This window comes from Lysobacter sp. 1R34A (assembly GCF_051217035.1).
GTDB lineage: Bacteria > Pseudomonadota > Gammaproteobacteria > Xanthomonadales > Xanthomonadaceae > Lysobacter.
Genome location: NZ_JBPKJP010000008.1, coordinates 22352 through 44053 on the forward strand (window position 1 = coordinate 22352; position 21702 = coordinate 44053).

Below are 21702 nucleotides of genomic sequence, written 5' to 3' on the forward strand. Positions count from 1 at the left end.
GGGCGCCTCCGCAGGCGGCGCCCGGGCTTGGCTCCTCGCCACGAGAGGCCGGGCCGAACCGGCGGCTGAGGTATCGCTCCCAGCCGCCCGTCGCGACGGGCCCGATGTGCCGATGTGCACGGATCGCGCATTGGGCCTGCCTGACTAGGGTTTCCCCCGATTTACCGGCGCTTGGCGGCTGTCTAGGCTGCGTCAGCATTGCAGCCTTTCCCCTGCGCCGCGGCCGGCCGACGGCAACGCGGGCGCGACCGACCATCGGCCCAGACCGGGCCAGGAGCCGTTCCATGAGCGTCGATTCCGCCGTTTCCGTCACCCAGGACAAACTCAGTCAGGGCCTGCTCGACTGGGACGTCAGCAAGGGCGACCTGGACGCGATCAGCCGCGAGGTCGCCAACCTGACCCCGGCCGAGCGCAACGAGTTCATCGGCAAGCTCAGCAACGACGACATCAAGAACTGGACCCAGGAAATCGACGGCGCGATGGGCTCGTTGAGCGCCGGCGAGCGCGGCGAACTGTTCAACCGCCTGGCCGAAGGCCTGGACGGGACGCAGACCACGCGCTTCGTCGAGGCCTTCGACGGCAGCTCCGGCGGGCTCGAAGCCTTCGCCGACGCGATCGCCAGCCATGGCGGCAGCGACGCCAAGACCGCCTTCATCGAGGCGGTCAAGGGCGACATCGACGGCGAGTACAAGGCCACCCAGGGCACCTGGGGCAACAGCGAGACCGAGGCGGCCGGCAAAGTCCTGGCCAGCCTCGCCAACGACCCGCAGGCGTTCCAGCAGGCGGTCGGCTCGCTGAGCAAGGAGCAGTTGCAGGACGTGATGAACGTCGCGATGGGCCGCAAGTACATCGTCGACTTCAGCGGCCGCACCGCCGGCACCACCCAGTACGACCCGAGCGTGCTGACCGGCATCCTCAACGCCTCGCAGGGCGCCGACCTGGCGACCCGTACCGCGGTGTTCGAAGCGGCCATGCCGCAGTTGCAGACCATGCAGGGCGACAACGTCGGCCTGCTCGGCGCCGAACCCTATGTCGACGGCGTCGCCCAGGCGATGGGCAAGGTGCTGAGCCGCGACGAGGCCATCGAGGCCGGCCTGCTGAAGATTCCGCAAGCGCCGCCCGGCGTGTCGATGGACGCCAACATCGCCGACACCCACAAGCACGAGTTCCCGAATCCGGGCGACATGGTCTGGTTCAAGGAGCAGGTCCAGGGCGGCGGCCCTTGGGATTACAAGACCCAGGGCGCGCAGTACGAGAACTACGGCAACTTCCACTTCGGCGTGGTCGCCGCGGCGATGGACATCCCCGAGCAGATCGGCCTGCGCGGCGCCGGCTTCGTGCAGATCCAGTCCGACACCTCGCAGGACGGTTGGGGCAAGCCCTACGACCTGGGCGACAGCAGCTACGGCGACGACCCGCGCGACCAGGCCCAGATCAAGGCCGGTTACGACTACTACAACTCCGGCATGTGGCGGGTCTGGTCGGATTGACCGCCGCGCCAGAGCTGAGCGCGAAGGCGTCGGCCATGCCGGCGCCTTCGTCGTATTGGACGCATGCGCACTACTCCGACGGGCCGCGCGCCCTTAGGATCGTGCGGGCCGCAGCCGCCTGAGACGATCGCCCGAAATGAAAACCCGCCCGACCCGGATACCGACGATGCTGTTGGCGGCGCTCCTCGCCGTCGGCTGCAGCCACGATGCGATCATGCCCGACGTCGAAGTCGCCCGCGTCGCCTCGCCCGACCTGCAGGCCGACGCGGTGCTGACCGAGGCCAACCCCGGCGCCACCGCGTCCTTCATCTATCGGATCCGGATCGTGCCGCACGGCGCCGACTGGCGCTCCACGCCTTCCGCCGCCGAGCTGTACGGCGCGACCCGCAACGCCCAGGCCTACGGCATCGACCTGCACTGGCAGGACGCGAACACCGTGCGCGCCGATTACCTGCAGGGCCGGGTGATGAAGCCGGCCGCCGCCTCGGTCGCGGTCGCCGGCCGTCCGGTCAGCTTGCGATTGCGCAGCGGCGTCAGCAACCCCGCCGCACCGGCCGGCGGCATGGCGCCGGCGGAGCCCGGGCAAGCGCCTTGAACGGCGCGGCGGCCATCGCCGCCGCGCGCCCTTACGACCGCACCGTCACCCGCCAGCAGCGCTTCGCCTCCTGGACCCAGTCGATCTCGACCGGCAGGAACTTCTCGATCAGGCGCGCGTTGCTGACCAGGTGTTCGCTGAGCGCGGCGGTGGTGAACTCGCCGCCGCCGGCCAAAGCCATCGGCAACAACAACTGATCCGACAGGTGCTCGCCGACCGCCGCCGGCGAGTCCAGATAGGCCGAAGCCTGCTTGACCAGGCCGATCGCGACCTGCTCGGCGCTGAGCCCGCGCTCGCCCAACGCGCTGAACAGCTCGCTGTGGCGCTCGCCGTGCACACGCAGCATCAGTACGTTGGCCGGGCTTTGCGCATCGGCGACGCGGCGCAGGTGCTGCTGTTCCGTGGGCAGGCCCAGGCGCTCGGCGACGACCGCCAGCTCGCGGTAGCCGATCTGGTCCTGCAAGGCGGACAGCAACACCGTCGCGTCGAGGCGCGGCTCGGCATCGCGCTGGTCGATTACGCAGCGGCGCAGTTGCGCGCACGGCTCCACCCGCAGCTGCAGCGCACCGCCGCCGGCCGGGAAGAAGCCATGGCGCAGCAGTGCGAAGCTCGCCTCCACGCCCATGCGCTGCAAGGCCGGCAGATAGGCATCGGCAATGAAGTCCGCGCACGGCGCCAAGGGGTTGTGGGTGCCGCCCTCGATCGACAGCTCCGACGGCTCGGCGCAACGCCACAGCGCCGGCAACACGGTCTGCAGCACCAGGGTCGCCGAACCGGCGCTGCCGATCGAGAAACGATAGCGGCCGGCGTTGATCGCGCCGGGCAAGAAGCGCAGCGTGGTCGCGCCCAACTGCGCGCCATGTACGTGGGCGCAGCCGATCTGCGCCGCGGCGCCGACCGCGGTCAAGTGTTGGCGCATCAGTCCCGGGCGCGAGCGCTTGGCACGGATGTGCTGCATCTCGAACGCGGTGCCGGTGCACAGGCTCAGGGTCAGTGCGGTACGCAGCAGCTGTCCGCCGCCCTCGTGCCCGCTGATTTCGATCAGTTCCATCTTGCGATCCATCCATCCGGACGGCCTGGCGGCCGTCCGTACTCCTTTGCGTTCCGCGGCGACCGTGGCGGCCGCCGCCATTAATTGCGAGTCCGTGCGAGGTCGAAGCGGGGTCTCAACCCTTGACGCAGACCACCTGCCGCAGCGTATGCACGATCTCGACCAGGTCGCTCTGCGCGGCCATGACCGCATCGATCGACTTGTAGGCGGCCGGCGACTCGTCGACCACCTCGGCGTCCTTGCGGCATTCCACGTGGGCGGTCGCGCGCGCATGCTCTTCCAGGCTGATGCGCTTCTTCGCCTCGGTGCGGCTCATCACGCGGCCCGCGCCGTGGCTGCAGCTGTGGAAGCTGTCGGCATTGCCCAGGCCACGGACGATGAAACTCTTCGCCCCCATGCTGCCCGGGATGATGCCCAACTCGCCCTTGCGCGCACTCACCGCGCCCTTGCGGGTCACCAGCACGTCCTTGCCGAAATGATGCTCGCGGTTGACGTAATTGTGATGGCAGTTGACCGCCTCGGCCTGCGCCTCGAACGGCTTGGCGATGACCTTGCGCACCGCGTCGACCACATGCTTCATCATGATCTCGCGGTTGTTGCGGGCGAAACGCTGCGCCCAGTCGACCGCGAACACATAGTCGGCGTAATGATCGCTGCCTTCCGGCAGATAGGCCAGGTCCTGGTCCGGCAGGTTGATCATCCAGCGGCGCATGTCCTGCTTCGCCAGCTCGATGAAATGACTGCCGATCGCATTGCCTACTCCGCGCGAACCCGAGTGCAGCATGAACCACACGCGCTGCTCTTCGTCGAGGCAGACCTCGACGAAGTGGTTGCCGGTGCCGAGCGTACCCAGGTGGCTGAGGTGGTTGCTGCGCTCGAGCTTCGGGTGCTTGGCGACGATGCGCTCGAAGCCATCGTTCAGGCTCGACCAGCTCTGCAACGACGCCTCCGGCGGGTTCGCCCAGGCGCCCTTGTCGCGCAGCCCGCGGCCGACGGTGCGGCCATGCGGCACCGCCTTCTCGATGGCCGCGCGCACCTCGCCCAGATGGTCCGGCAGATCCTGCGCGGTCAGGCTGGTACGCACCGCGATCATGCCGCAGCCGATATCGACTCCCACCGCGGCCGGCACGATCGCGCCGACGGTCGGCACCACCGAACCCACGGTGGCGCCCTTGCCGAGATGCACGTCCGGCATCACCGCGATCCAGCGATGGATGAAGGGCAGCTTGGCGATGTTCTGCAACTGGCGGCGCGCCTCGTCCTCGAGCGGCACGCCGCGGGTCCAATGCTTGATCGGCACCGCGCCCGGCTCGTTGATCACATCGTACTGATTCATGTTCATGGTCTTGCTCTCTGTTGCGCACACAATGAAGGGGGAACGCCCGAAGAGCCAGCGCCTTGCGCCGGGCTCCCGCGGCGGCCGCGAGGGCGGCTTGGGGTGAAAGGTCGATGCACGGCGACGAGGGAAGCGAAACATTTCCCGGCTCTGCCCGGCTGAGCTACCGTCTCGCGACGGGCGGGATTCGAACCCGCGTCCTGGGAGTCGATGTAGTTCCGCAAGCATTCGCCATGCATCGATGAAACGATTCTTGTTGTGGATGTTTCCGGTGGTTCGAGTGATTCGCGGTCGGGGAACCTCCTGCATCGGAGCCGGCCTGTGCCGGCCCGATGCCGATGCCCCGCGACCAGGACCGACGAAACTTGCTCTACCGACTGAGCTATCGCCTCGCAGCGAGCGGGATTCGAACCCACGACCTAGTAGTTTCGTACGCATTCGCAGCGCATCGACAAACTCGGTTACGACAATCTCTATTCTGTGAAAGCCCGGACATCTATCGGCCCCCATGGACCGACAGATGCCGTTGCCATGCGACAAGTAAGGGCGAAACGCTCCTGCTCTATCCATCTGAGCTACCGCCTCGCGGCGGGCGGGACTCGAACCCGCGTCCAAGAGACATGAACATCGTTTCTGCAATGCAGCGACGAGCCGATACTTCGCAAGCAAATCTACCCTTCTATCTCTATTGCCGGCCGGCGGACCCCATTGTCCGCCGGCCTTCCTGCGACCGCACCGCACCTCCCTGGCGCGTGCGGCCAACGGGTCGCCCCGTCCACGCGGCGCAATCCCTGCGTTCGCGTCGCGGCGCTTCCTGCGCCGCTGCGGCTCCATCCCTGGTTCGCGCTCACAGCGGGATCGAATCGATCCGCTCCACCCAGCGCGCCGCATCGCCGCCCTGCGCCGCATACACGGCCAACAGTTCGAACACGGCGTCGCTGAAACCGCCGATGTGCAGCACGTCCTGCGACTCGACCGTCTGGCTGGTCGCGGTCGGCTGCAGGTCGATGCACACCATCCGGGCCTGCGGGCAACGCGCCTTGATCCGCGCCCACTGGCGCATGGTTTCGGTCGCACCGCCCGAACGGGTGTCGCGCCAACTCTCGTTGTCCGACACCAGCACCAGCAGATCCACCCGGGCCTGCTCGCGATTCAACCGCGCCAGCGGCGCGCTGACCGCGGTGCCGCCGCCGCACAAGGCCGCGAGCTGCTGCGCCTGCGTCATCACGCTGTCGCGCGGATTCAGCCGCAGCCCGCGCACCTGGGTGTCGAACGGCAACACCCTTGCCGCCGGCTGCGTGCGCTGGATGCAGGCCGCAACGAGCGCCGCCACATCGACGCAACGCACCTTGGTCGTCGCTCCGGGGCGGTAACCGGTGACCGGCGAAGCCATCGACCCCGACACGTCCACCGCTACCACCACCTCGCCCGCCAGCACCGGCACCTGCCGGGTCGCGATTTCCATCGCATCCTGCAGCGCCTCGACGATCGCGGCCGGCAGGCCGGCCGCGGCGTGGTAGGCGCTCAGCAGTTGATACGGAAACACCCGCGCCCTGCGGATCGCGTCGGCATCGGTCAGGCGCGCCGCCACCTCGGCCACCACCGCCGGGTCCTCGAACACCCCGTGACGCTGGAAGGTGTTGAGGTTCATGCGCAGGGCCTGCCACGACACCGAACGCGCCAGTTCGGTCCAGTGCGCCACCGTCAACGGCAACCCGGTGAAGTACTGAAACGGCAAGCCCGGCATCGAAGCGTCCTGCGAGCGCTTGAACGCTTCGTAGGACTGCAACAGCGCCGGCAAGGCCGCAGCGTCGTAAGGCTTGCCGATCAACCAGGCGTACAGCGCCGCGCGCTCGGCATCGGCCGGCTTGGGATGGACCATCTTGATCACGTCGGCCAGCGAGGGCTGCTGGCCGATCGCGGCGGCCAGCAGTTGCTCGACCGACGCCGCCTCCAGCCACTGCCGCACCAGGCGCTTGGGTTGCGAGCCCAGCGACTTGCGGCCGACCCGCCCGCTGCGAACGATCTGGACGAAGTTGCGCAGCATGCGCCCGTTGTCGACCACCCGGGCGAAAGCGCGCTCGAACGTCTGGCCGTCGCGCACCGTCAGGCTGGCCAGCAACAGCGCCGGCATGTCCTTCATGTGCCCGCGCTGACGGGTGTAGATCGCGGTCTTGGCGACGAACTCCGGCGACACCTGCGCGCACAGTCGCAGCACGTGCTCCAACTGCTCCCCGGCGCTCGCATAGAAGGTGCCGTTCAAGCAGCCGGTCGCGGCGTACAGCGCCAGGGCCGACTCCGCGCGGCGGCCATAGGCCAGGCCGCCGGCCTCGTTGTGCGAGGCGGCTGCCGGCGCCAGGGCGCCGCGGGAGCTTGCGAAGAGAGTGGGGTTGGCCATCGGGGCATTCCGGTTCGGACTTGCCGAGTACTAGCGCAAACGCCGTGCCAACTCGTCCGACACCAATCCATCTATTTGAATTTATAGGCATTTATCGGCCACAAAGCCCGGCGCGCTGGTTCCGTTACCGGTTCTTTATCTATACTTGCTGATCGCCTTATATATGGATGTATAAACATGAAACGTCAGGTCGTCGTCGGCATGCTCGGCACTCAGCTCGACGCGGCGCTCGGCCCGGGCCGTTGGGAGAAGTGGCGGCCGACGGTGTCGCTCGGCATGCACGAGGACCTGCTGCTGGACCGGATCGAGCTGCTGGTCGACGAGCGCCGCTACGGCAAGCTCGCCGCCGTGGTCGCCCAGGACCTCGGCCAGGTCTCGCCGGAAACCCGGGTGCGTTGCCACGACACCTTCCTCGCCGACCCCTGGGATTTCGAGAGCGTGTACGGGGCGCTGCACGAATTCGTGCGCGGTTACGACTTCCAGCCCGAGGAAGAGGACTACTACGTCCACATCACCACCGGCACCCACGTCAGCCAGATCTGCTGGTTCCTGCTGACCGAAAGCCGCCTGTTTCCCGGGCGCCTGTTGCAGACCGCACCGCCGCGCAAGCAGAACGGCGAAACACCGGGCAGCTACGCAGTGATCGACCTGGACCTGTCGCGCTACGACCGCATCGCGCAGCGCTTCGCCGAGGAACGGCTGCACGACCGCGACCTGCTCAAGAGCGGCATCGCCACGCGCAACCCGGCCTTCAACCGGATGATCGAGCAGATCGAGACGGTGGCGACGCGCTCGAAGTCGCCGATGCTGTTGATGGGGCCTACCGGCGCCGGCAAGAGCCAGCTCGCGCGCCGGGTGTTCGAGTTGAAGAAACAGAAGCATCAGTTGCCGGGCCGCTTCGTCGAGGTCAACTGCGCCACCCTGCGCGGCGACGGGGCGATGAGCACCTTGTTCGGCCACATCAAGGGCGCCTACACCGGCGCCTCGACCGACCGCGCCGGGCTATTGCGCTCGGCCCATCAGGGGCTGCTGTTCCTCGACGAAATCGGCGAACTCGGCCTCGACGAACAGGCGATGCTGCTGCGGGCGCTGGAAGAAAAGCGCTTCCTGCCGGTCGGCGGCGACAAGGAAGTCGAAAGCGATTTCCAGTTGATCGCCGGCACCAACCGCGACCTGCAGGAGGCGGTGCTCGTGGGCCGCTTCCGCGACGACTTGCTGGCGCGGCTGAACCTGTGGACTTATCGCCTGCCCGGCCTGGCCGAACGCGCCGAGGACATCGAGCCGAACCTGGATTTCGAACTCGAACGCCATTCGCGCGAGAACCGGCAACGGGTGACCTTCAACCGCGAAGCGCGCGAGCGCTATCTGGCTTTCGCGCGCAGTCCCGAGGCGACCTGGGCCGGCAATTTCCGCGACCTCGGCGCCTCGGTGATGCGCCTGGCGACCCTGGCCGACGGCGGACGCATCCGCACCGATCTGGTCGAAGAGGAAATCGGCCGGTTGCGCCGGCAGTGGCACGGCGCCGGCACCCGCCACGGCCTGCTCGACGAGGTGCTCGGGGAGCGTGCGGCCGGGCTCGACCGCTTCGACCGCACCCAGCTCGAAGACGTGCTGCGGATCTGCCGCCAGGCGAAGTCGCTGTCGCAGGCCGGGCGCGAGCTGTTCGCGGTTTCGCGCGCGGCCCGCACCAGCACCAACGATGCCGACCGGCTGCGCAAATACCTGATGCGGTTCGAACTGGACTGGGAACAGGTGCGCGGGCGCGGTTAGCATCGCGTCCGGCCGGCGCGCCTCAACCGGTCTGCTCCACCGCCTCGACCGGCCTGGATGCGTTCGCGGGCGACAACCGGGCCAGGAACTCGCGACCGCGCCGCCCCGGCGCCATCAGGATGCCGGACGTCGCCAGGAAGAACCGCTCCAGCTCGAACGACACGCAGCTGGCCACGCAGTAATCGTCGCCCTCGCTGTGGTTGACCGCGTAGTACAGCTCGATGCCGCGCGCTTCCAGGTCGGCCACGACTTCGGGCAGCAGCAGGGCCGGCGCCAGCCGCGGCTTGTCCGGATGCGGCCAGTCGACGCGCTCGAGACGGTCGCGGTCGATCTCGAAATAAGCGCAGGCCTGCAGCCGCGGATAGGCGGCGAGCGCGTCCAGCGCGAGCCGGTCGAGTTCGGCCAGATGCGCGGAGTGCTGCTTGATGTCCACGCATTGCACCAACTCGCTCAAGGCTCGCATCGCCGCGTAGTGCGCATACGAGGACGCGCCACAGCCGTGCGGGTGGACGATCTCCTCGGGCCTGCGCTCGGCGACGGTGGCGATGAAGGTCGGATAACCGAGATCGGAGGTCGCATCGATCAGCAACACCTTGCGGCCGATGCGATGCTCGGCCAGGCGCAGCACCCGTGCCACTTCGTCGGGCAGGCAGGCGCGATCGATCAAGGCGCCATAGCGGCCCGGCCCGCCGAGATAGTGCGCGAGCAGGAACAGCGACCAGGCGTCGCGCTCGACGATCTCGCCGATCCCGTGCAGGGCGGCCTCCTCGAGACTGGCGCCGATCGCGGTACCGCTGTTGGAGCTGTAGCGGATCACGCTGCGGTAGTCGAAATCGTCGCCCTCGCCCAACCGCGCGCCCGACGGCAGGTCCGCCTGGGCGGCGACCGGATAGTCGGGAAAGCTCAGGAACAGCGGCACCTGGATGTCGCGGCGGCCGGCGAAGAAGGAACGGTAGCGCCGGCAGGCCAGGCGGCGGCCGCGATTGTCGGCGAACGCCGACAGGAACGGCAGGCCGGCGTAGCGCGGATCGTCGATGAAGTGTTCGGCGGCGACGTATTCGACCGCGGTCGAGACGCGGGACGCCTTGCAGTAATAGTGCTCGACCGCCTCGTGCAGGGCGCCGGCCATCGAGGTCGCGGCATCGCCCTTGCCGAAACCGCGGCTGATCAACTCGCCCTCGGCATCGCGCAGGCTGCATTTGACGGTCGTCAGCGCGCCGCCGAAATCCTCGGTTTCCACGGTCCAGCCGCGCCGGGCGATGCAGTCGCGGATGACGCGGCTGGCATCGTCCAGACTGCGCTCTCGTTCGTACGGAATCATTCCCCGCTCCTGAGCTGCGGCTCGGCGAACCGCAGGACGCGCCGATGCGGCGCGCCGTGCGGGATCGCCGGTCCGGGGCGCTTACTTGGCGAACTCGTCGAGAAACGCCTGTTCCTGCACGGTCGGCGTGTTGAGTTCGGCCATCGCGCTTTTCAGCTCTTCGCCGGACGCCAGGCCATTGGCGCGGACGGATTCGGTGACGGGAATGTACTTGGGCTTGATCAACGATGTTTTATCGAAATCGATGCGCGTGGTACCCATGACGAAACCTCCTGTTTGGCCGAAAGGAAACCGCGAAGCCCGGTCGCGCGCCCCCGGTCCGGCGAACCGGCACGGCGAAGCCCCCGCGGGCGGCCGAGGCCGCATGCGAGGGTTACCGGGTGGGGCGGCTTCGCGTCCATGACTCCCGTCACCGAAACGGACGCCGTCGAATCCAAACTGAGACCGACGATTCTGCGAATGCATATCGCCCTGCCGGCCAGGCAGGGCGCTGGTTCGATGCGGCCCGGCGCAAGGGCGACGGGCGCCGCTGGCGGGAGCCCGAAGTTCAAAGCCCGATCAGAACACGTTGGCGCGGCGCAGTTCGCGCTCGGCCAGGGACACCGCGGCGTTCTGCGGCAGGTTCCTCGGCCCGGTGACGCAGCTGACGAACACGTACTGGCGGGTGCCGCGCTTGACCTGCCCGACCAGCCAGCGCACGCCTTCCCTGCCGTCCATCACCGTCGAGGCGCTCTTGGCCGCGACCGAGACATCGTCGCGCGGCGGCGAAGGCCCGAACGGCGCCGCGCCGAAGCTGCCGACGACGACGCCCGGCGGCTGGCGCAAGGCCGAACGCACGTCGGCGATGTGTTGCCGGTCGACGCTCAACTCGTCGCGGAAGAAACGGCGCAGGAACAGCATCTGCTCGTCAGGCGACACTTTCAGCGAGCCGCCGTCCCAGAAGTCGGTCGCGCCGCTGCTGGTGTCGGCATTGCCGTAGTTGAAGCGGACCATGTACTCGCGCTCGCGCTGGGCGCCGAGGCGCTGGGCGATGCGCTGGAAGTACCAGGGTGCGGAGAACTGCAGCGCCGAGTCCAGGTCCTGGTCGCTGCCGCTGGCGCCGTCGGCGCCGACCCGTTCCGTGGCGCGGACGATGCCGCCATCGAGCCCGGCGAGTGCATGCGGAATATCGAAGGACGCGCCCGGGCTGACCCGGCGGCTGCAGGCCTCCGACGGCGTGCGGCCGATCTCGCCGCCGCTGAGGTCGTAGAGCAGGAAACAGGATTGGATCCGGGGCTCGCCGGGAGGGCCCATCGACTGGGCGAGGGCCTGGGTGGCCGCGCCGCAAAGCGAAACGGCGAACAATGCCGCGGTGAGGACAGCTTTCATGCCTGCGGTGCTCCTTGCGAAGGCGTAACGACGGGGACGGGCCGGGCGGGATGCAAGCCCGAGGGCATGCCGACGCATCCGCACCGCTCGCCCCAGGATGCCATGCCTTATACGCGTATTTCGAGCGAGCCGCGCGGCCGCACCGGCCGGAACGGCAGCCGCTTGACCTGAAGCGCACTCGAGGTCCTATGCTCGGCTTCCCTTTCCACCGCACAGGACGGCATGGCCGCCACTCCCCCCAGCGAACCCGCCAGCGAGACCGAAGGCGCCACACCGGTCGCCCGCAGTGCCGGCCGGCGCGGCGAATGGTCGGTGATCGCTTCGCTGCTGCCGTACCTGCGGCCTTACCTGGGCCGGATCGCGATCGCGCTGGCGATGGTGGTGGCGGCCAAACTGTTGAACCTGTACGTGCCGATGGCGCTCAAGCAGCTCATCGACCGGCTCAATATCGAAGTCACGCCGCTGATGCTGCCGGTCGCGCTGCTGCTGTCCTATGGCGCCGCGCGCATCGGCGTGACCTTGTTCACCGAATTGCGCCAGGTCGTGTTCGCCCGAGTGATGGCCCGCACCTCGCGCCAGGTGACCCTGCAGGTGTTCCGCCACCTGCACGGGCTGAGCCTGAAGTTCCACCTCGCGCGCCGTACCGGCGGCGTCGCCCGCGACGTCGAACGCGGCGGCAGTTCGATCGCCGACCTGCTCGACTGGACCATCTACACCATCATCCCGGTGATCCTCGAAGTGGCGATGGTCACCACCGTGCTGGTGTGGATCTACGACTGGCGCTATGCCGCGATCACCCTCGGCACCTTGTTCGCCTACGGACTGTGGACGTTTTCGGTCACCGAGTGGCGCACGCGCTATTACCGGGCCTCGGTCGAGGCCGACACGCGCGCCAACGAGCGCGCGGTGGATTCGCTGCTCAATTACGAGACCGTCAAGTACTTCAACAACGAAGAGCACGAAGCGCGCCGTTACGACGACAACCTGCGCCACCTGGAGAACGCCCAGGTCATGTCCATCAAGACCCTGGCGGTGCTCAACCTCGGCCAGAGCCTGGTGGTCGCGCTCGGCGTCACCGCGATGATGTGGCTGGCCGCCAGCGGCGTGGTCGCCGGCGAGATGACGGTCGGCGACCTGGTGCTGGTCAACGCTTATCTGCTGCAGCTGTCGGCACCGTTGTTCATGCTCGGCATGATGTACCGCGAGGTCAAGCAGGCCCTGACCAATATGGAGCGCCTGTTCGGCCTGCTCGACGAACGCCAGGACGTGCGCGACTCGGCCGACGCCGAGGTGCTGGCTTCCCCGCGCCCTACGGTCGCCTTCCGCGACGTCCGCTTCGGCTACGACCCGCGTCGCGAGATTCTGCAGGGCATCGATTTCGAGATCGCCGCGGGCGCGACCGTGGCGGTGGTCGGCCATTCCGGCTCGGGCAAGTCGACCCTGGCGCGCTTGCTGTATCGCTTCTACGACGTCGACGCCGGCTCGATCGCGATCGACGGCCGCGACCTGCGCGCCCTGACCCAGGCCTCGCTGCGCGGCTCGATCGCGATCGTCCCGCAGGACACGGTGCTGTTCAACGACAGCATCGGCTACAACATCCGTTACGGCCGGCCCGAAGCCGGCGAGGACGAGGTGGTGGCGGCCGCACGCGCCGCGCACATCCACGACTTCATCGTCGGCCTACCCGACGGTTACGACACGCCGGTCGGCGAACGCGGCCTGAAACTGTCCGGCGGCGAGAAGCAGCGCGTCGCGATCGCCCGGGCCCTGCTCAAGAATCCGTCGATCCTGATCTTCGACGAGGCCACCTCGGCGCTCGACTCGAAGTCCGAACGCGCGATCCAGTCCGAGCTCGACCGGCTCGCGATCGGGCGCACCACCTTGGTGATCGCGCACCGGTTGTCGACGGTGATGGACGCCGACCAGATCCTGGTGATGGACGCCGGCCGCATCATCGAACGCGGCACGCATTCACAACTAAGGGCGCTCGACGGCGTGTATGCGCAGATGTGGGAGCTGCAGCAGCGGCAAGAGGACGCGGCCGTGGCCTGAGCCGGGCCGGCTCGACGCCGTGAACACCTCAGGCCGGAGCGTCGGGTTCCCAGACCATGTAGACGTCGGCGCGCTGGTAATGCGAGCCCGGACGCGGCGCCTGACGATGGCGGAAGCCGACGCTTTCGTAGAGCTTGAGCGCGGGTCCGAGACGGGTGCTGGATTCCAGGAACAACTCGCGCCCGCCCATCTGCGCGAAGGCCTCGATCGCGCCGGCCATGAGCTTGCGGCCGATGCCGCCGCCGCGCAGCGAGGGCTCCACCGCCATCTTGGTCAGTTCGACCAGGCCGTCCTCGTGACGCATCAAGGCGACCGTGCCCAGCACCCGATCGGCTTCGTCAACCGCGAACAGGACCCGGCCGCCAGCGGCGAGCAGATGGGTCTGCGGATCGCCGAGCACCTCGCGGTCGACCGGTTCGACCTTGAACCAGCGCTCCAGCCATTCGATGTTGAGACGGGCGAATTCGCCGCGCCAGCGCGGCTCGAAATCGACCACACGGACGCTGCCGACCACCGGTTTGGGGGCCGGCGCGGACTCGTTGGAGGTGTCGTCGCTCATGCTTCGATCATAAACCGGCCGGCGCCGCGGCCGCAGCTCCGGACACGACGACGGCGGCCGCGGTCGTCGTGCGAGTCAGCGTCGCGGCGTCAGGGCCTGCCGTTGCCCTTGTCGCCCTTGCCCTGCCCTCGCGCGGCAGGCTTGTCCTTAGCGTTCTTATCCCTGGCGGGCTTGTCCTTGCCGACCTTGTCCTTGGCTGCCTTTTCCTTGCCGGCCTTGTCCTTGGCTGCGCTGGCCTGCTCGCGTTCGTAATCGCGATAAGGGCGGTTCGGATAGTCGCGCCGCAGTTCGGTATCGATGGTGATCGGCCGGCCCCAGCGGTCGTAGGTCGGCACGAAGCCGCGCTTGAGCCGGTGGAACTCGGCCGAACCGGGCTTGATGCCCAGGCGCTGGGCGATCGCGCCCCAGCCTTCGGCGTGGTCGCGGTCCCACTCGTCGACCACGTAGCGGCAGGGACGGCCCAGGACTTGCGCGATGGCGCAGGCGTAGTACACGTCGCCCGGCGTCCAGCGGCGCTCGTTCAACAAGTCGCCGACCAGTTCGCGCGGCGCACCGTAATAGCGGACCATTTCATCGACGAACGGCTCCCGATAGCGGGCGCCGTAGCGGTTGATATCGCCGAGCCAAGTGTCCACCCAGACATCGCCGCTGCGCGGGTTCCATCCGGCCGCGACGTCCTGCGCCTGGACCGTTCCGCCGCCCAGCAGAGCCGCGACGGACGCGGTCAGGGCGAAGAAGTGGGTCTTGAGCTTGTTGGACATGGAGACCTCCTTGCGGCCGGGGATACGATGACTGCTCCTGGAATCCGGTGCGGGCGATTCAGAACGATGCAGCGAAACCCGCGCGGTCAGCGCGAGATGGTGAACTTGCCGAAGGCCACGCCGATATCCCAGCCCTCGCCGGTGCCGGCCAGGGCCAGCGACACCTCGCCCTTGGTCATGACCTGCGCCTTGCTCGACTTGGCGGCGCCGGCATGGGCCTCGGCGGTAGCGTAACTGCCGAGCGTTTCGCCGATGTTATGCACGCCGGAGAACTCGCCGGTGCCGTTGACGATGCGCGACTTGCCGAAGCTCAGGCCGCCGCCCTTGGCGCTGATCCGCACCGACATGCTCTGGCCGTTGCTGCAGCTGATGGTGCCGTTGCCCGACGAGGTCTTGTAGAACACCGACCAGCCGGACATGTTGAACTTCAGTTTGCAGTCGACCGAGCCGCGGGCGGATGCGGCGCCCGGCACCGCGATCGCCGCCAGCAGCAGCGCGGCGAGCAAGGCGCGTCGCGGACGCAAGCGGGGCCCGGAAGTGCGGGCAGAGGCGGCGGAACGGTCGATGGTGTTTTCGCTAACGGTGCGCATGGGCGGGCCTCGGACGATGGCGGAACCGGTCATGGACGACGGCGTGTCGTGCCGGTGAGGGAGGCTAACATTGCGGGGCCGCGCCTCGGCGGACGCCGCGATCCCGGACAAACGACGACGGCGCCCGAGGCGCCGTCGTGTGGCTGTGAACCGGCGCCCGGATCAGTCGTCGTAGCGATCGCGCCAGCGGCCGTTGTCGTGGCGGCCGTAGCGGCCGCGGTCGTGACGGTCGTAGTAGCGATTGTCGTAACGATGGTCGTAACGCGGATCGTAGTAGGTGCTCTTGCACTTGCCGCGATGGTTGCAGTCGCGGTCGTAGTAGCGCGGGCCGTAGCTGTAGCGCGGCGGCGCCGGGCGATAGCGGTGTTCGACGTAGCGCGGCGCGTTGCGGTAATAGGTCGGCCGGCCATAACGGTCGTGTACGACGATCAAACGGTCGTTGTAACCGTAGTTGCCGTAACGGTAGTACGGAGTGTTGTTGCGAACGATCACGTCGGCGATATCGACGATCACCCGGGCCAGATCGTCGGCTCGGGCCGGAGCAGGCATCGCGACCGCGCCGATGCCGGCGGCGATGACGATCGGTGCGAGCCAGCGGGAAAAGGCGGTCATCTCGGTCTCCTGTAAAGCCCGCTCCTCGGCAGGCACGGTGCGACTGTGAGCCTCCGACGGTGAACCGGTTTTTAATGGTTCGCACACTTGCCCGCGCCGCTCAGTCGCCGTTGGGGCGGCGCAAGCGGAAGGTTCAGGAGGAGATGGCTGCGAAACCTGCGATGCGGGATGGCGAATGGCACGACCGCGTGCGCAGCGCGTCCGTCGATGCGCGCCGGGCGCTGAGCCGACCGCTTGCCCCGATACCGGAGCATGACCGCCGTCACGAACCGCGTGTCGCGGAGCGCCGTTGGGGGCGGCACGGCACCCAGGTCGCGCCGCCGATTCGCGCGTGGCCGCCTTCCCGGAGGCCCTGCCGAGGGCAGCTTGTATTCGGCGAGGCGCCTCAGCCGGCGCCGTCGCAGCGCGCCACCGCCTCGGCGATCGCAGCGGCCGAGGCCACGGTCAGCAATCGCGGGTGGTCGGCCTGCAGGCCGTGCTCCATCTCGTGGGCCCAGGTTACGTGATAGGGCATGTGGATGCCCCAGCCGCCGAGCGCGATCACCGGCTCGATATCCGAGCGCAGCGAATTGCCGACCATCGCGAAACCGCCCGGCGCCACACCGAATTCGGACAGCACTCGCGAGTAGCTGGCGTCGTCCTTCTCCGAAACGATCTCGATGCGGTGGAACAGATCGGCCAGGCCGCTGCGGGCGACCTTCTTCTCCTGGTGGAACAGGTCGCCCTTGGTGATCAGGACGATGCGGTGGCGCGCCGCGACCGCTTCGACCGCCTCGCGGATGCCGGGCAGCAGCTCGACCGGGTGATCGAGCATGGCCTTGGCCAGCAGCACGATCCGGTGGATGCCGGCCGCGGAGATCCGCGCTTCGGTGATGTCGATCGCCGCCTCGATCATCGACAGGACCATGCCTTTGACGCCGTAGCCGAACAGCGCGAGGTTGCTGCGCTCCACCGCCAGCAAGCGCTGGCGCACCGAAGCGTCGTCGACATCGACCCAGGCACTGAGGATCCGGTCGAATTCGACCGCGGCCTCCTGGTAATAGCCCTCGCTATGCCAAAGCGTGTCGTCGCCGTCGAAACCTACCAGTTCCAGCATGGGTCTGCCTTGAATCATCGGGCACGGGCGACTGGCCCTGCCTGGGGATTGGACCGGACCGAGGCGGTCCCGGTCGGCGCGTACGCGGCGCGGAAACCGCGCGGCGACGGGCATTATCCCGCAGCCCGATGGCAGCGCCTATGCGGCAACGGTCGGAATGGGCGGCTGCGGCGGTGCCGGTTTCAGGGGAGGCTCAAGGAGGGCGGCCCGGCGGCACGGAGAGAGTGTGCCGGTACGGGCCGCCGGGAACGCGGTGTCGGACGCCTCGCAATCGGCGGGTCGCGCCCGGTTCGGTCGGGATATTCGGTCGGATATTCGGTCTGGATATTCGGTCCGGATTGAATCGGGACGCTCGGGTGAAGCGCACCCCAGACCCATGCGCGGCAGGTGGAAGAAGGCGTCGCCCCGGGCCCTGCCCGGCGGCCAGCGGCGCCTTCCTCCATGGCCACGGCCCGCGGTCCGGACCGGCGGCCATCCCCAACGCAAACCTCAGTTCTCTGGCTCGCCGCTTTCGTCGCGGAAGTTGTTGCGGCGACCGAATTTCCGGTGGCGCTCGAGTTGCGAGTTCATGTAGTTGGAGATCATCGCCGCCAGTTCGCTGTCCGGGCCGAGCGCATTGATCACCCTCAGCCACATGCCGCGGTAAATCCAGCGGTTGCTGCGGACGTAATTCTTGCGCCAGGGCCCATACATCGCCTCTGGCAGCTCGGTCCAAAAACGCCCGGTCGCCATGACCCACAACGCGGCCTCGACGAACCGTCGCGCATCGTCGGCGCTGGCATTGCGCGTATAGACCGTCCGCGGCAATACGGCTTCGATGGCCGCCCACTGTTTCTCATCGAGCCGAGTGAATTTCACTTCCTCGCTTTCGTACTGGGACATGGACTCGGCTCCCAGTTCGTCTACGGGATCGTCGATTTGTTCGCTGTTAAACGGATGGCTATTGCACACGGCGTGATCTGCTTATGGGTATGTCTAGGGGGTTCCGAAGGGGTCGTCGCCGATAGGGGCGATTCCATCGACACGAACCGGGATCGGACGACTGACGCAGTGCATTACCTCCTTGGAATCGGACTGCCTCGATTCGTGTCGCGGGCGACGACGGATTGGTGATGCCGGGCCTGCGCCCTGGCTGCCCAACGCTGGTTTTCGTCCATTACCGCCATCCTTAGCCTCTCTTGCTGGAAACGCGCCGGCGAATCGCGGCGAAAACTAAATGTTCTTCAGTGCACACCACAGGCACGACACGATTGCTCGAAGCGTGCGTTTAACAGGATCCGGATCGAAATGAAAATTTGATATGTGCAACGATATCCACATTGCTCGGCCCCGATTATCAGGTGACCGGCACAACCCGGCTGGCTGCGTCCACCGGATCGCACCCAGCAACCGCATTGCAATTAATTACATTTGAAACTCAGACCTCATGTGTGCGCCGCCGATCGTTATCCGAACCGTTGCAGGCCAATGCATCCAGGCCGCAGCCAGCGAAATCGGGAATAATTAAATTGCCCGCTCCGCACACCCCGCACCGCCCGCGCAACAAGATAAAAGCCGTGCGCCGGAATCTCCATGAGCAAAATCCACCACGCCTCGGATTTTTGCTGCCGGTTGCATCGCTCGGATCTCCGGCAACCTGCCGCGAACCGCCGCTTGTTATGGATAGCAATACAAATTCTGTGCCAACCGTCACGTTTTTGCCCAGATCCGGCAAAGTTTCGCCAACTACGCGATGAAACGGTTTACATCGGGATGAAAAGCGCTCTTCGTGTCGGCTACGTGCCGACTCCTCCTCGCCCTCGCCCTATCCAGCCCACCTATTGGGGCGCTAATTGACGGTAAATGTCAGCCGCGTGACACTGAATCGGGATTTTCGAAAGAACCCGCGAACGAAACTTGTCTTTGGCCGGGCGGTTATTGAAACTCACCTCGGCCAGATACGTCTGCGCGTTTCGCAAGGTTCAGTTTGAATAAGCACTGCGGCTCATTTCAGCCGGCCGAGGCGCCGGAAGTTTGAGGCGATGGCGATATTGCCGTCGAAACCGATAGCGGTTGCCACTCAGGCAGAAGCAACGGGTGCGTCGCAGTAACAAGCGACGCGATCGGCGATGCGTCCAGACGCGGAGGGAAACCGTCCGCCGGTGTGCCCGTCGTCAGGCGGACGCCTCGGGCCGATGCGCCGCCGGCGATTCGGCGGCGCGCAGATGTCGCGGCCTCAGTCGACCGTGCAAGTCAGGGTCACGACCACGGAGGCTCCGTTGGCCAAAGCGCCCAAGGCGACGCCGCTTTCCAACTGCGCCAGGGTCAGGCCCGGCGGACAGGCCGCGCCGCTGCAACTCGGCGGCGCGGTGCAGGTCAGACCGCTGCGATTGGCCGCCGGGTCGCTGAGCACTGCACCGGTAACCGTGTCGGGGCCGTTGTTGCTGACCGCAATGGTATAAATCGTAGTCGCGCCGCGCGCCAGCGTGTCGTTGGCCTGGTCGTTCGGGCCGGAGGCCGGGGTGTTGGTCTTGGCGATGACCAAATCCGAGATCGGGTTGCGGGTATTGGTCAGCGTGCAGGTCAAGTCGTCGCCCGGCACGGCGGCGACATTAAAGCTAACGCCGCTGCCGCTCGGAGTCTGTCCGCCCGCTAAGGCGTTGGTGCAGGCATAGGTCGTTACGTAGTTGGCGAGATTCGCACCGCTCGCAGCCGCTTCGCCCAGTACATAGGTAGTCCCTGTCGGCGCCGAGCTCAGCATTGCGACTTCAGTCGGAACATTCGTGGCGCCGGTCGTGGTCACGCTAACTGGAGCACCGGGGCCCGTAATGGACAAGGTGAACTGATCGGCAGCGACGAAGCGTCCCAATGGGAGCGCCTTCTGCAATCTCAGTGCGGCTTGGCCGTCATTCGTGAAGGTGCAAACGATCGTTGCGCCGGGAGCCGTCGCGGCGGCATCCAAAGTCACCGTCCGACCCGCGAGGTTCGGCGTTGCGGTGCCCCCCGCGCCCAGCCCCGTACACGCGATACTGGTTACCGCGTAGCCGACGACGGCGGTTTCGGTCACTGTCGTCGCTACTCCAGTCGCAGTCAGCAGTTGCACCGCGCCGTTGACCGGGGTTCCAGCCACGGTCGTCGTCAGGGTTTGCGCAGCCACACCGTTGGTACCGGTGAAGGCGAACGAGCCGACCCCGCCATTGCTGATCTTCGACAGCGCGAGCGTGGTGCCGACAGGAGTGGCATGCACCGCGCAGTAGCCGGTCAAGGCCACAGCGCAGTTCGGCGCCGGACTCGCTATTGGTCCGGTGAATGCGGTCGTCGCAGTATTCGTCACAGTCGGGGCAGGCACTGAGTCGACCAATACGCGAAAAGTCAGCGTGGCTACGTTGTTCGGTGCGAGAAAGCCCATGGTGCCTGCAGGCCTGCCCACGGAATTGATTGGGTAATTAGACGCGAACGGATACGCCGCCTGGTTGAGGTTGGCGCCATTCAACGTAGCCGTGTTCGCCACGTAACTGGTGCCGACCGGTAGCGCATCCGACCAGCTTGCGCCCGTCGCCGGCGTGCTGCCCACGTTGGTGATCGTCACCGTGTAGTCGATGGTGCTGCCGACGACGACCACGCTGGCTGGATTGCCTTGCGCGTCGCGGGCTTGCCCGGCTTTGGTGATCTGGAACTTCGGCGCGCCGCAGGCTGCCATGTCGGCTGCCCCGGTCTGACCGTTGTTCGGCACTGGCGCGCCGGTAATGGTAACGATGGCCGGGTTGCTCTGAATATCGGTCGGCAACAGAGCGTAGTTTCCCGATCCGCTCGCTATGTAGAAATTACCGCCGTACGCGGCGAAGGAGCCCCACCCCATGCCCGCGACCGGATTACTGATTCCGCCATTCCCCAGCGACGTGATGAGCGGCGTCAGCAAGCCGGTCGTGGTGTTGACCTCATAGAAATACAGAAAATCGTTGCCGGTACGATTGAGCATCATGAACAGACGACCGGTATTGTCGTCCTGGGCAAGATCGCCGCCGCTGTAGTCCAGCGTGTTCGCCTTGTTCAAGGTAATGGTGAGGTCGCTGATGGGCGTCAGGCTGCCATCGGCGTTGACCGTAAAGCGCTTGGTCGTCCAGGTATGCGTCGTCGTCCCGCCGCCCGTGGTGGGCACGCTCGTATTCGCATAGAGCACGCCGTTGCGGATGGTCGCTCGCGCCCACTTATTGGTCGCCGGACCTGAACCGGGACCGTCGATGTCGGTGGCGACCTGGGTCATGTTCCCGGCGACGCCGCTGGTGCGATAGATGTTGTCGTCGTTGCCGACGATATAGAGGTAGCCGGTGCGTGCGTCGATCGCCAAGCCAGCGGAGCCCGTCAGGTTATTGGTCACCGATACCGGCTGTGCGGTCAGTGTGACCGGATCGACCCGAAACAAACCGACGCTGGTCGGACTCGTGTTGGTCTCGGCCCAGATGACGTTGCAGTTCTGGTCGGTGAACTGAGCGGATGCGGGCATTGCCACGGCGCTCAAGGCACTCGCGACGGCCACGTAAAACGCGATACGCATGAAAGGGGAAACGGCCTTCAAGTTATCTGCTCCTGTTTGGCGAGCGACCCGCTGGATCTGTACGCGGCAGACGATCGCCCGAACATCGCGTGCAAGGCTGTGGCCCATGCGTAAGCGCGTCGCCGCATCGTCGCCACCCGTGTCGTTGTCCATGCTCCATCGATGAGTG

General features: G+C 66.9%; 17 protein-coding genes. 4 read left to right on the forward strand and 13 right to left on the reverse strand.

Features of this window, described 5'->3' with window-relative positions:
- Positions 1-284 precede the first annotated feature (284 nt).
- Together ACSAMQ_RS04470 and ACSAMQ_RS04475 are read left to right on the forward strand one after the other, a co-directional pair.
- Complete coding sequence (locus tag ACSAMQ_RS04470) at positions 285-1490, forward strand: polymorphic toxin type 44 domain-containing protein (RefSeq protein WP_435394488.1); 1206 nt, start codon at positions 285-287, stop codon at positions 1488-1490.
- A 136-nt stretch (positions 1491-1626) separates the two neighbouring features.
- Positions 1627-2085, forward strand: coding sequence for a hypothetical protein (locus ACSAMQ_RS04475; protein WP_435394489.1), 459 nt, complete (start codon positions 1627-1629; stop codon positions 2083-2085).
- Between the two features lie 31 nt (positions 2086-2116).
- Here the strand turns inward: ACSAMQ_RS04475 and rtcA are convergent, their stop codons facing one another.
- The 3 genes from rtcA to ACSAMQ_RS04490 all read right to left on the reverse strand — a co-directional run bounded on the left by rtcA (position 2117) and on the right by ACSAMQ_RS04490 (position 6870).
- Positions 2117-3136 carry an RNA 3'-terminal phosphate cyclase gene (gene rtcA, locus ACSAMQ_RS04480; RefSeq protein ID WP_435394490.1) on the reverse strand — a complete coding sequence of 340 codons (1020 nt, stop codon included), beginning with the start codon at positions 3134-3136 and terminating at the stop codon, positions 2117-2119.
- 115 nt (positions 3137-3251) lie between these two features.
- On the reverse strand, positions 3252-4478 hold the full coding sequence (locus ACSAMQ_RS04485) for an RtcB family protein (protein ID WP_435394491.1): 1227 nt from the start codon (positions 4476-4478) through the stop codon (positions 3252-3254).
- Between the two features lie 841 nt (positions 4479-5319).
- Positions 5320-6870, reverse strand: coding sequence for a vWA domain-containing protein (locus ACSAMQ_RS04490; RefSeq protein WP_435394492.1), 1551 nt, complete (start codon positions 6868-6870; stop codon positions 5320-5322).
- A gap of 177 nt (positions 6871-7047) precedes the next feature.
- On the opposite strand from ACSAMQ_RS04490, the gene rtcR reads away from it, so the two are divergent.
- On the forward strand, positions 7048-8640 hold the full coding sequence (gene rtcR, locus ACSAMQ_RS04495; protein ID WP_435394493.1) for an RNA repair transcriptional activator RtcR: 1593 nt from the start codon (positions 7048-7050) through the stop codon (positions 8638-8640).
- A gap of 22 nt (positions 8641-8662) precedes the next feature.
- On the opposite strand, the gene ACSAMQ_RS04500 is transcribed toward rtcR, so the two are convergent.
- The 3 genes from ACSAMQ_RS04500 to ACSAMQ_RS04510 all read right to left on the reverse strand — a co-directional run bounded on the left by ACSAMQ_RS04500 (position 8663) and on the right by ACSAMQ_RS04510 (position 11329).
- Positions 8663-9961 carry a YcaO-like family protein gene (locus ACSAMQ_RS04500; protein WP_435394494.1) on the reverse strand — a complete coding sequence of 433 codons (1299 nt, stop codon included), beginning with the start codon at positions 9959-9961 and terminating at the stop codon, positions 8663-8665.
- A gap of 81 nt (positions 9962-10042) precedes the next feature.
- Entirely contained in the window at positions 10043-10222 is a 180-nt protein-coding gene (locus tag ACSAMQ_RS04505; RefSeq protein WP_435394495.1) for a hypothetical protein, read from the reverse strand.
- A gap of 297 nt (positions 10223-10519) precedes the next feature.
- Positions 10520-11329 (reverse strand): penicillin-binding transpeptidase domain-containing protein, encoded by an 810-nt coding sequence (locus ACSAMQ_RS04510; RefSeq protein ID WP_435394496.1) that lies wholly within the window; start codon positions 11327-11329, stop codon positions 10520-10522.
- Positions 11330-11551: 222 nt separating this feature from the next.
- Between ACSAMQ_RS04510 and ACSAMQ_RS04515 the strand changes: the two genes are divergently transcribed.
- Positions 11552-13381: an ABCB family ABC transporter ATP-binding protein/permease gene (locus ACSAMQ_RS04515; RefSeq protein ID WP_435394497.1), complete on the forward strand. Its 1830-nt coding sequence runs from the start codon at positions 11552-11554 to the stop codon at positions 13379-13381.
- A gap of 28 nt (positions 13382-13409) precedes the next feature.
- On the opposite strand, the gene ACSAMQ_RS04520 is transcribed toward ACSAMQ_RS04515, so the two are convergent.
- The 7 genes from ACSAMQ_RS04520 to ACSAMQ_RS04550 all read right to left on the reverse strand — a co-directional run bounded on the left by ACSAMQ_RS04520 (position 13410) and on the right by ACSAMQ_RS04550 (position 21686).
- Positions 13410-13940 carry a GNAT family N-acetyltransferase gene (locus tag ACSAMQ_RS04520; RefSeq protein ID WP_435394498.1) on the reverse strand — a complete coding sequence of 177 codons (531 nt, stop codon included), beginning with the start codon at positions 13938-13940 and terminating at the stop codon, positions 13410-13412.
- Between the two features lie 89 nt (positions 13941-14029).
- The gene (locus ACSAMQ_RS04525) at positions 14030-14701 is read right to left on the reverse strand and encodes a hypothetical protein (protein WP_435394499.1); all 672 of its coding nucleotides are present in this window, start codon (positions 14699-14701) and stop codon (positions 14030-14032) included.
- Positions 14702-14787: 86 nt separating this feature from the next.
- Positions 14788-15291, reverse strand: coding sequence for a hypothetical protein (locus ACSAMQ_RS04530; RefSeq protein WP_435394500.1), 504 nt, complete (start codon positions 15289-15291; stop codon positions 14788-14790).
- A gap of 162 nt (positions 15292-15453) precedes the next feature.
- Positions 15454-15903: a hypothetical protein gene (locus ACSAMQ_RS04535; RefSeq protein ID WP_435394501.1), complete on the reverse strand. Its 450-nt coding sequence runs from the start codon at positions 15901-15903 to the stop codon at positions 15454-15456.
- A gap of 385 nt (positions 15904-16288) precedes the next feature.
- A complete protein-coding gene (locus ACSAMQ_RS04540) occupies positions 16289-16999 on the reverse strand; it encodes an HAD family hydrolase (protein ID WP_435394502.1) in 711 nt (236 codons plus the stop codon).
- A 489-nt stretch (positions 17000-17488) separates the two neighbouring features.
- On the reverse strand, positions 17489-17950 hold the full coding sequence (locus ACSAMQ_RS04545; RefSeq protein WP_435394503.1) for a transposase: 462 nt from the start codon (positions 17948-17950) through the stop codon (positions 17489-17491).
- A gap of 1264 nt (positions 17951-19214) precedes the next feature.
- Positions 19215-21686, reverse strand: coding sequence for a prealbumin-like fold domain-containing protein (locus ACSAMQ_RS04550; RefSeq protein WP_435394504.1), 2472 nt, complete (start codon positions 21684-21686; stop codon positions 19215-19217).
- Between the last annotated feature and the right edge of the window lie 16 nt (positions 21687-21702).

Bases quoted from the DNA above. Each gene is read 5' to 3' on its own strand.
- ACSAMQ_RS04470 (WP_435394488.1), top strand. From the start codon at position 285: ATGAGCGTCGATTCCGCCGTTTCCGTCACCCAGGACAAACTCAGTCAG.
- ACSAMQ_RS04475 (WP_435394489.1), top strand. From the start codon at position 1,627: ATGAAAACCCGCCCGACCCGGATACCGACGATGCTGTTGGCGGCGCTC.
- rtcA (WP_435394490.1), bottom strand. From the start codon at position 3,136: ATGGAACTGATCGAAATCAGCGGGCACGAGGGCGGCGGACAGCTGCTG.
- ACSAMQ_RS04485 (WP_435394491.1), bottom strand. From the start codon at position 4,478: ATGAACATGAATCAGTACGATGTGATCAACGAGCCGGGCGCGGTGCCG.
- ACSAMQ_RS04490 (WP_435394492.1), bottom strand. From the start codon at position 6,870: ATGGCCAACCCCACTCTCTTCGCAAGCTCCCGCGGCGCCCTGGCGCCG.
- rtcR (WP_435394493.1), top strand. From the start codon at position 7,048: ATGAAACGTCAGGTCGTCGTCGGCATGCTCGGCACTCAGCTCGACGCG.
- ACSAMQ_RS04500 (WP_435394494.1), bottom strand. From the start codon at position 9,961: ATGATTCCGTACGAACGAGAGCGCAGTCTGGACGATGCCAGCCGCGTC.
- ACSAMQ_RS04505 (WP_435394495.1), bottom strand. From the start codon at position 10,222: ATGGGTACCACGCGCATCGATTTCGATAAAACATCGTTGATCAAGCCC.
- ACSAMQ_RS04510 (WP_435394496.1), bottom strand. From the start codon at position 11,329: ATGAAAGCTGTCCTCACCGCGGCATTGTTCGCCGTTTCGCTTTGCGGC.
- ACSAMQ_RS04515 (WP_435394497.1), top strand. From the start codon at position 11,552: ATGGCCGCCACTCCCCCCAGCGAACCCGCCAGCGAGACCGAAGGCGCC.
- ACSAMQ_RS04520 (WP_435394498.1), bottom strand. From the start codon at position 13,940: ATGAGCGACGACACCTCCAACGAGTCCGCGCCGGCCCCCAAACCGGTG.
- ACSAMQ_RS04525 (WP_435394499.1), bottom strand. From the start codon at position 14,701: ATGTCCAACAAGCTCAAGACCCACTTCTTCGCCCTGACCGCGTCCGTC.
- ACSAMQ_RS04530 (WP_435394500.1), bottom strand. From the start codon at position 15,291: ATGCGCACCGTTAGCGAAAACACCATCGACCGTTCCGCCGCCTCTGCC.
- ACSAMQ_RS04535 (WP_435394501.1), bottom strand. From the start codon at position 15,903: ATGACCGCCTTTTCCCGCTGGCTCGCACCGATCGTCATCGCCGCCGGC.
- ACSAMQ_RS04540 (WP_435394502.1), bottom strand. From the start codon at position 16,999: ATGCTGGAACTGGTAGGTTTCGACGGCGACGACACGCTTTGGCATAGC.
- ACSAMQ_RS04550 (WP_435394504.1), bottom strand. From the start codon at position 21,686: ATGGACAACGACACGGGTGGCGACGATGCGGCGACGCGCTTACGCATG.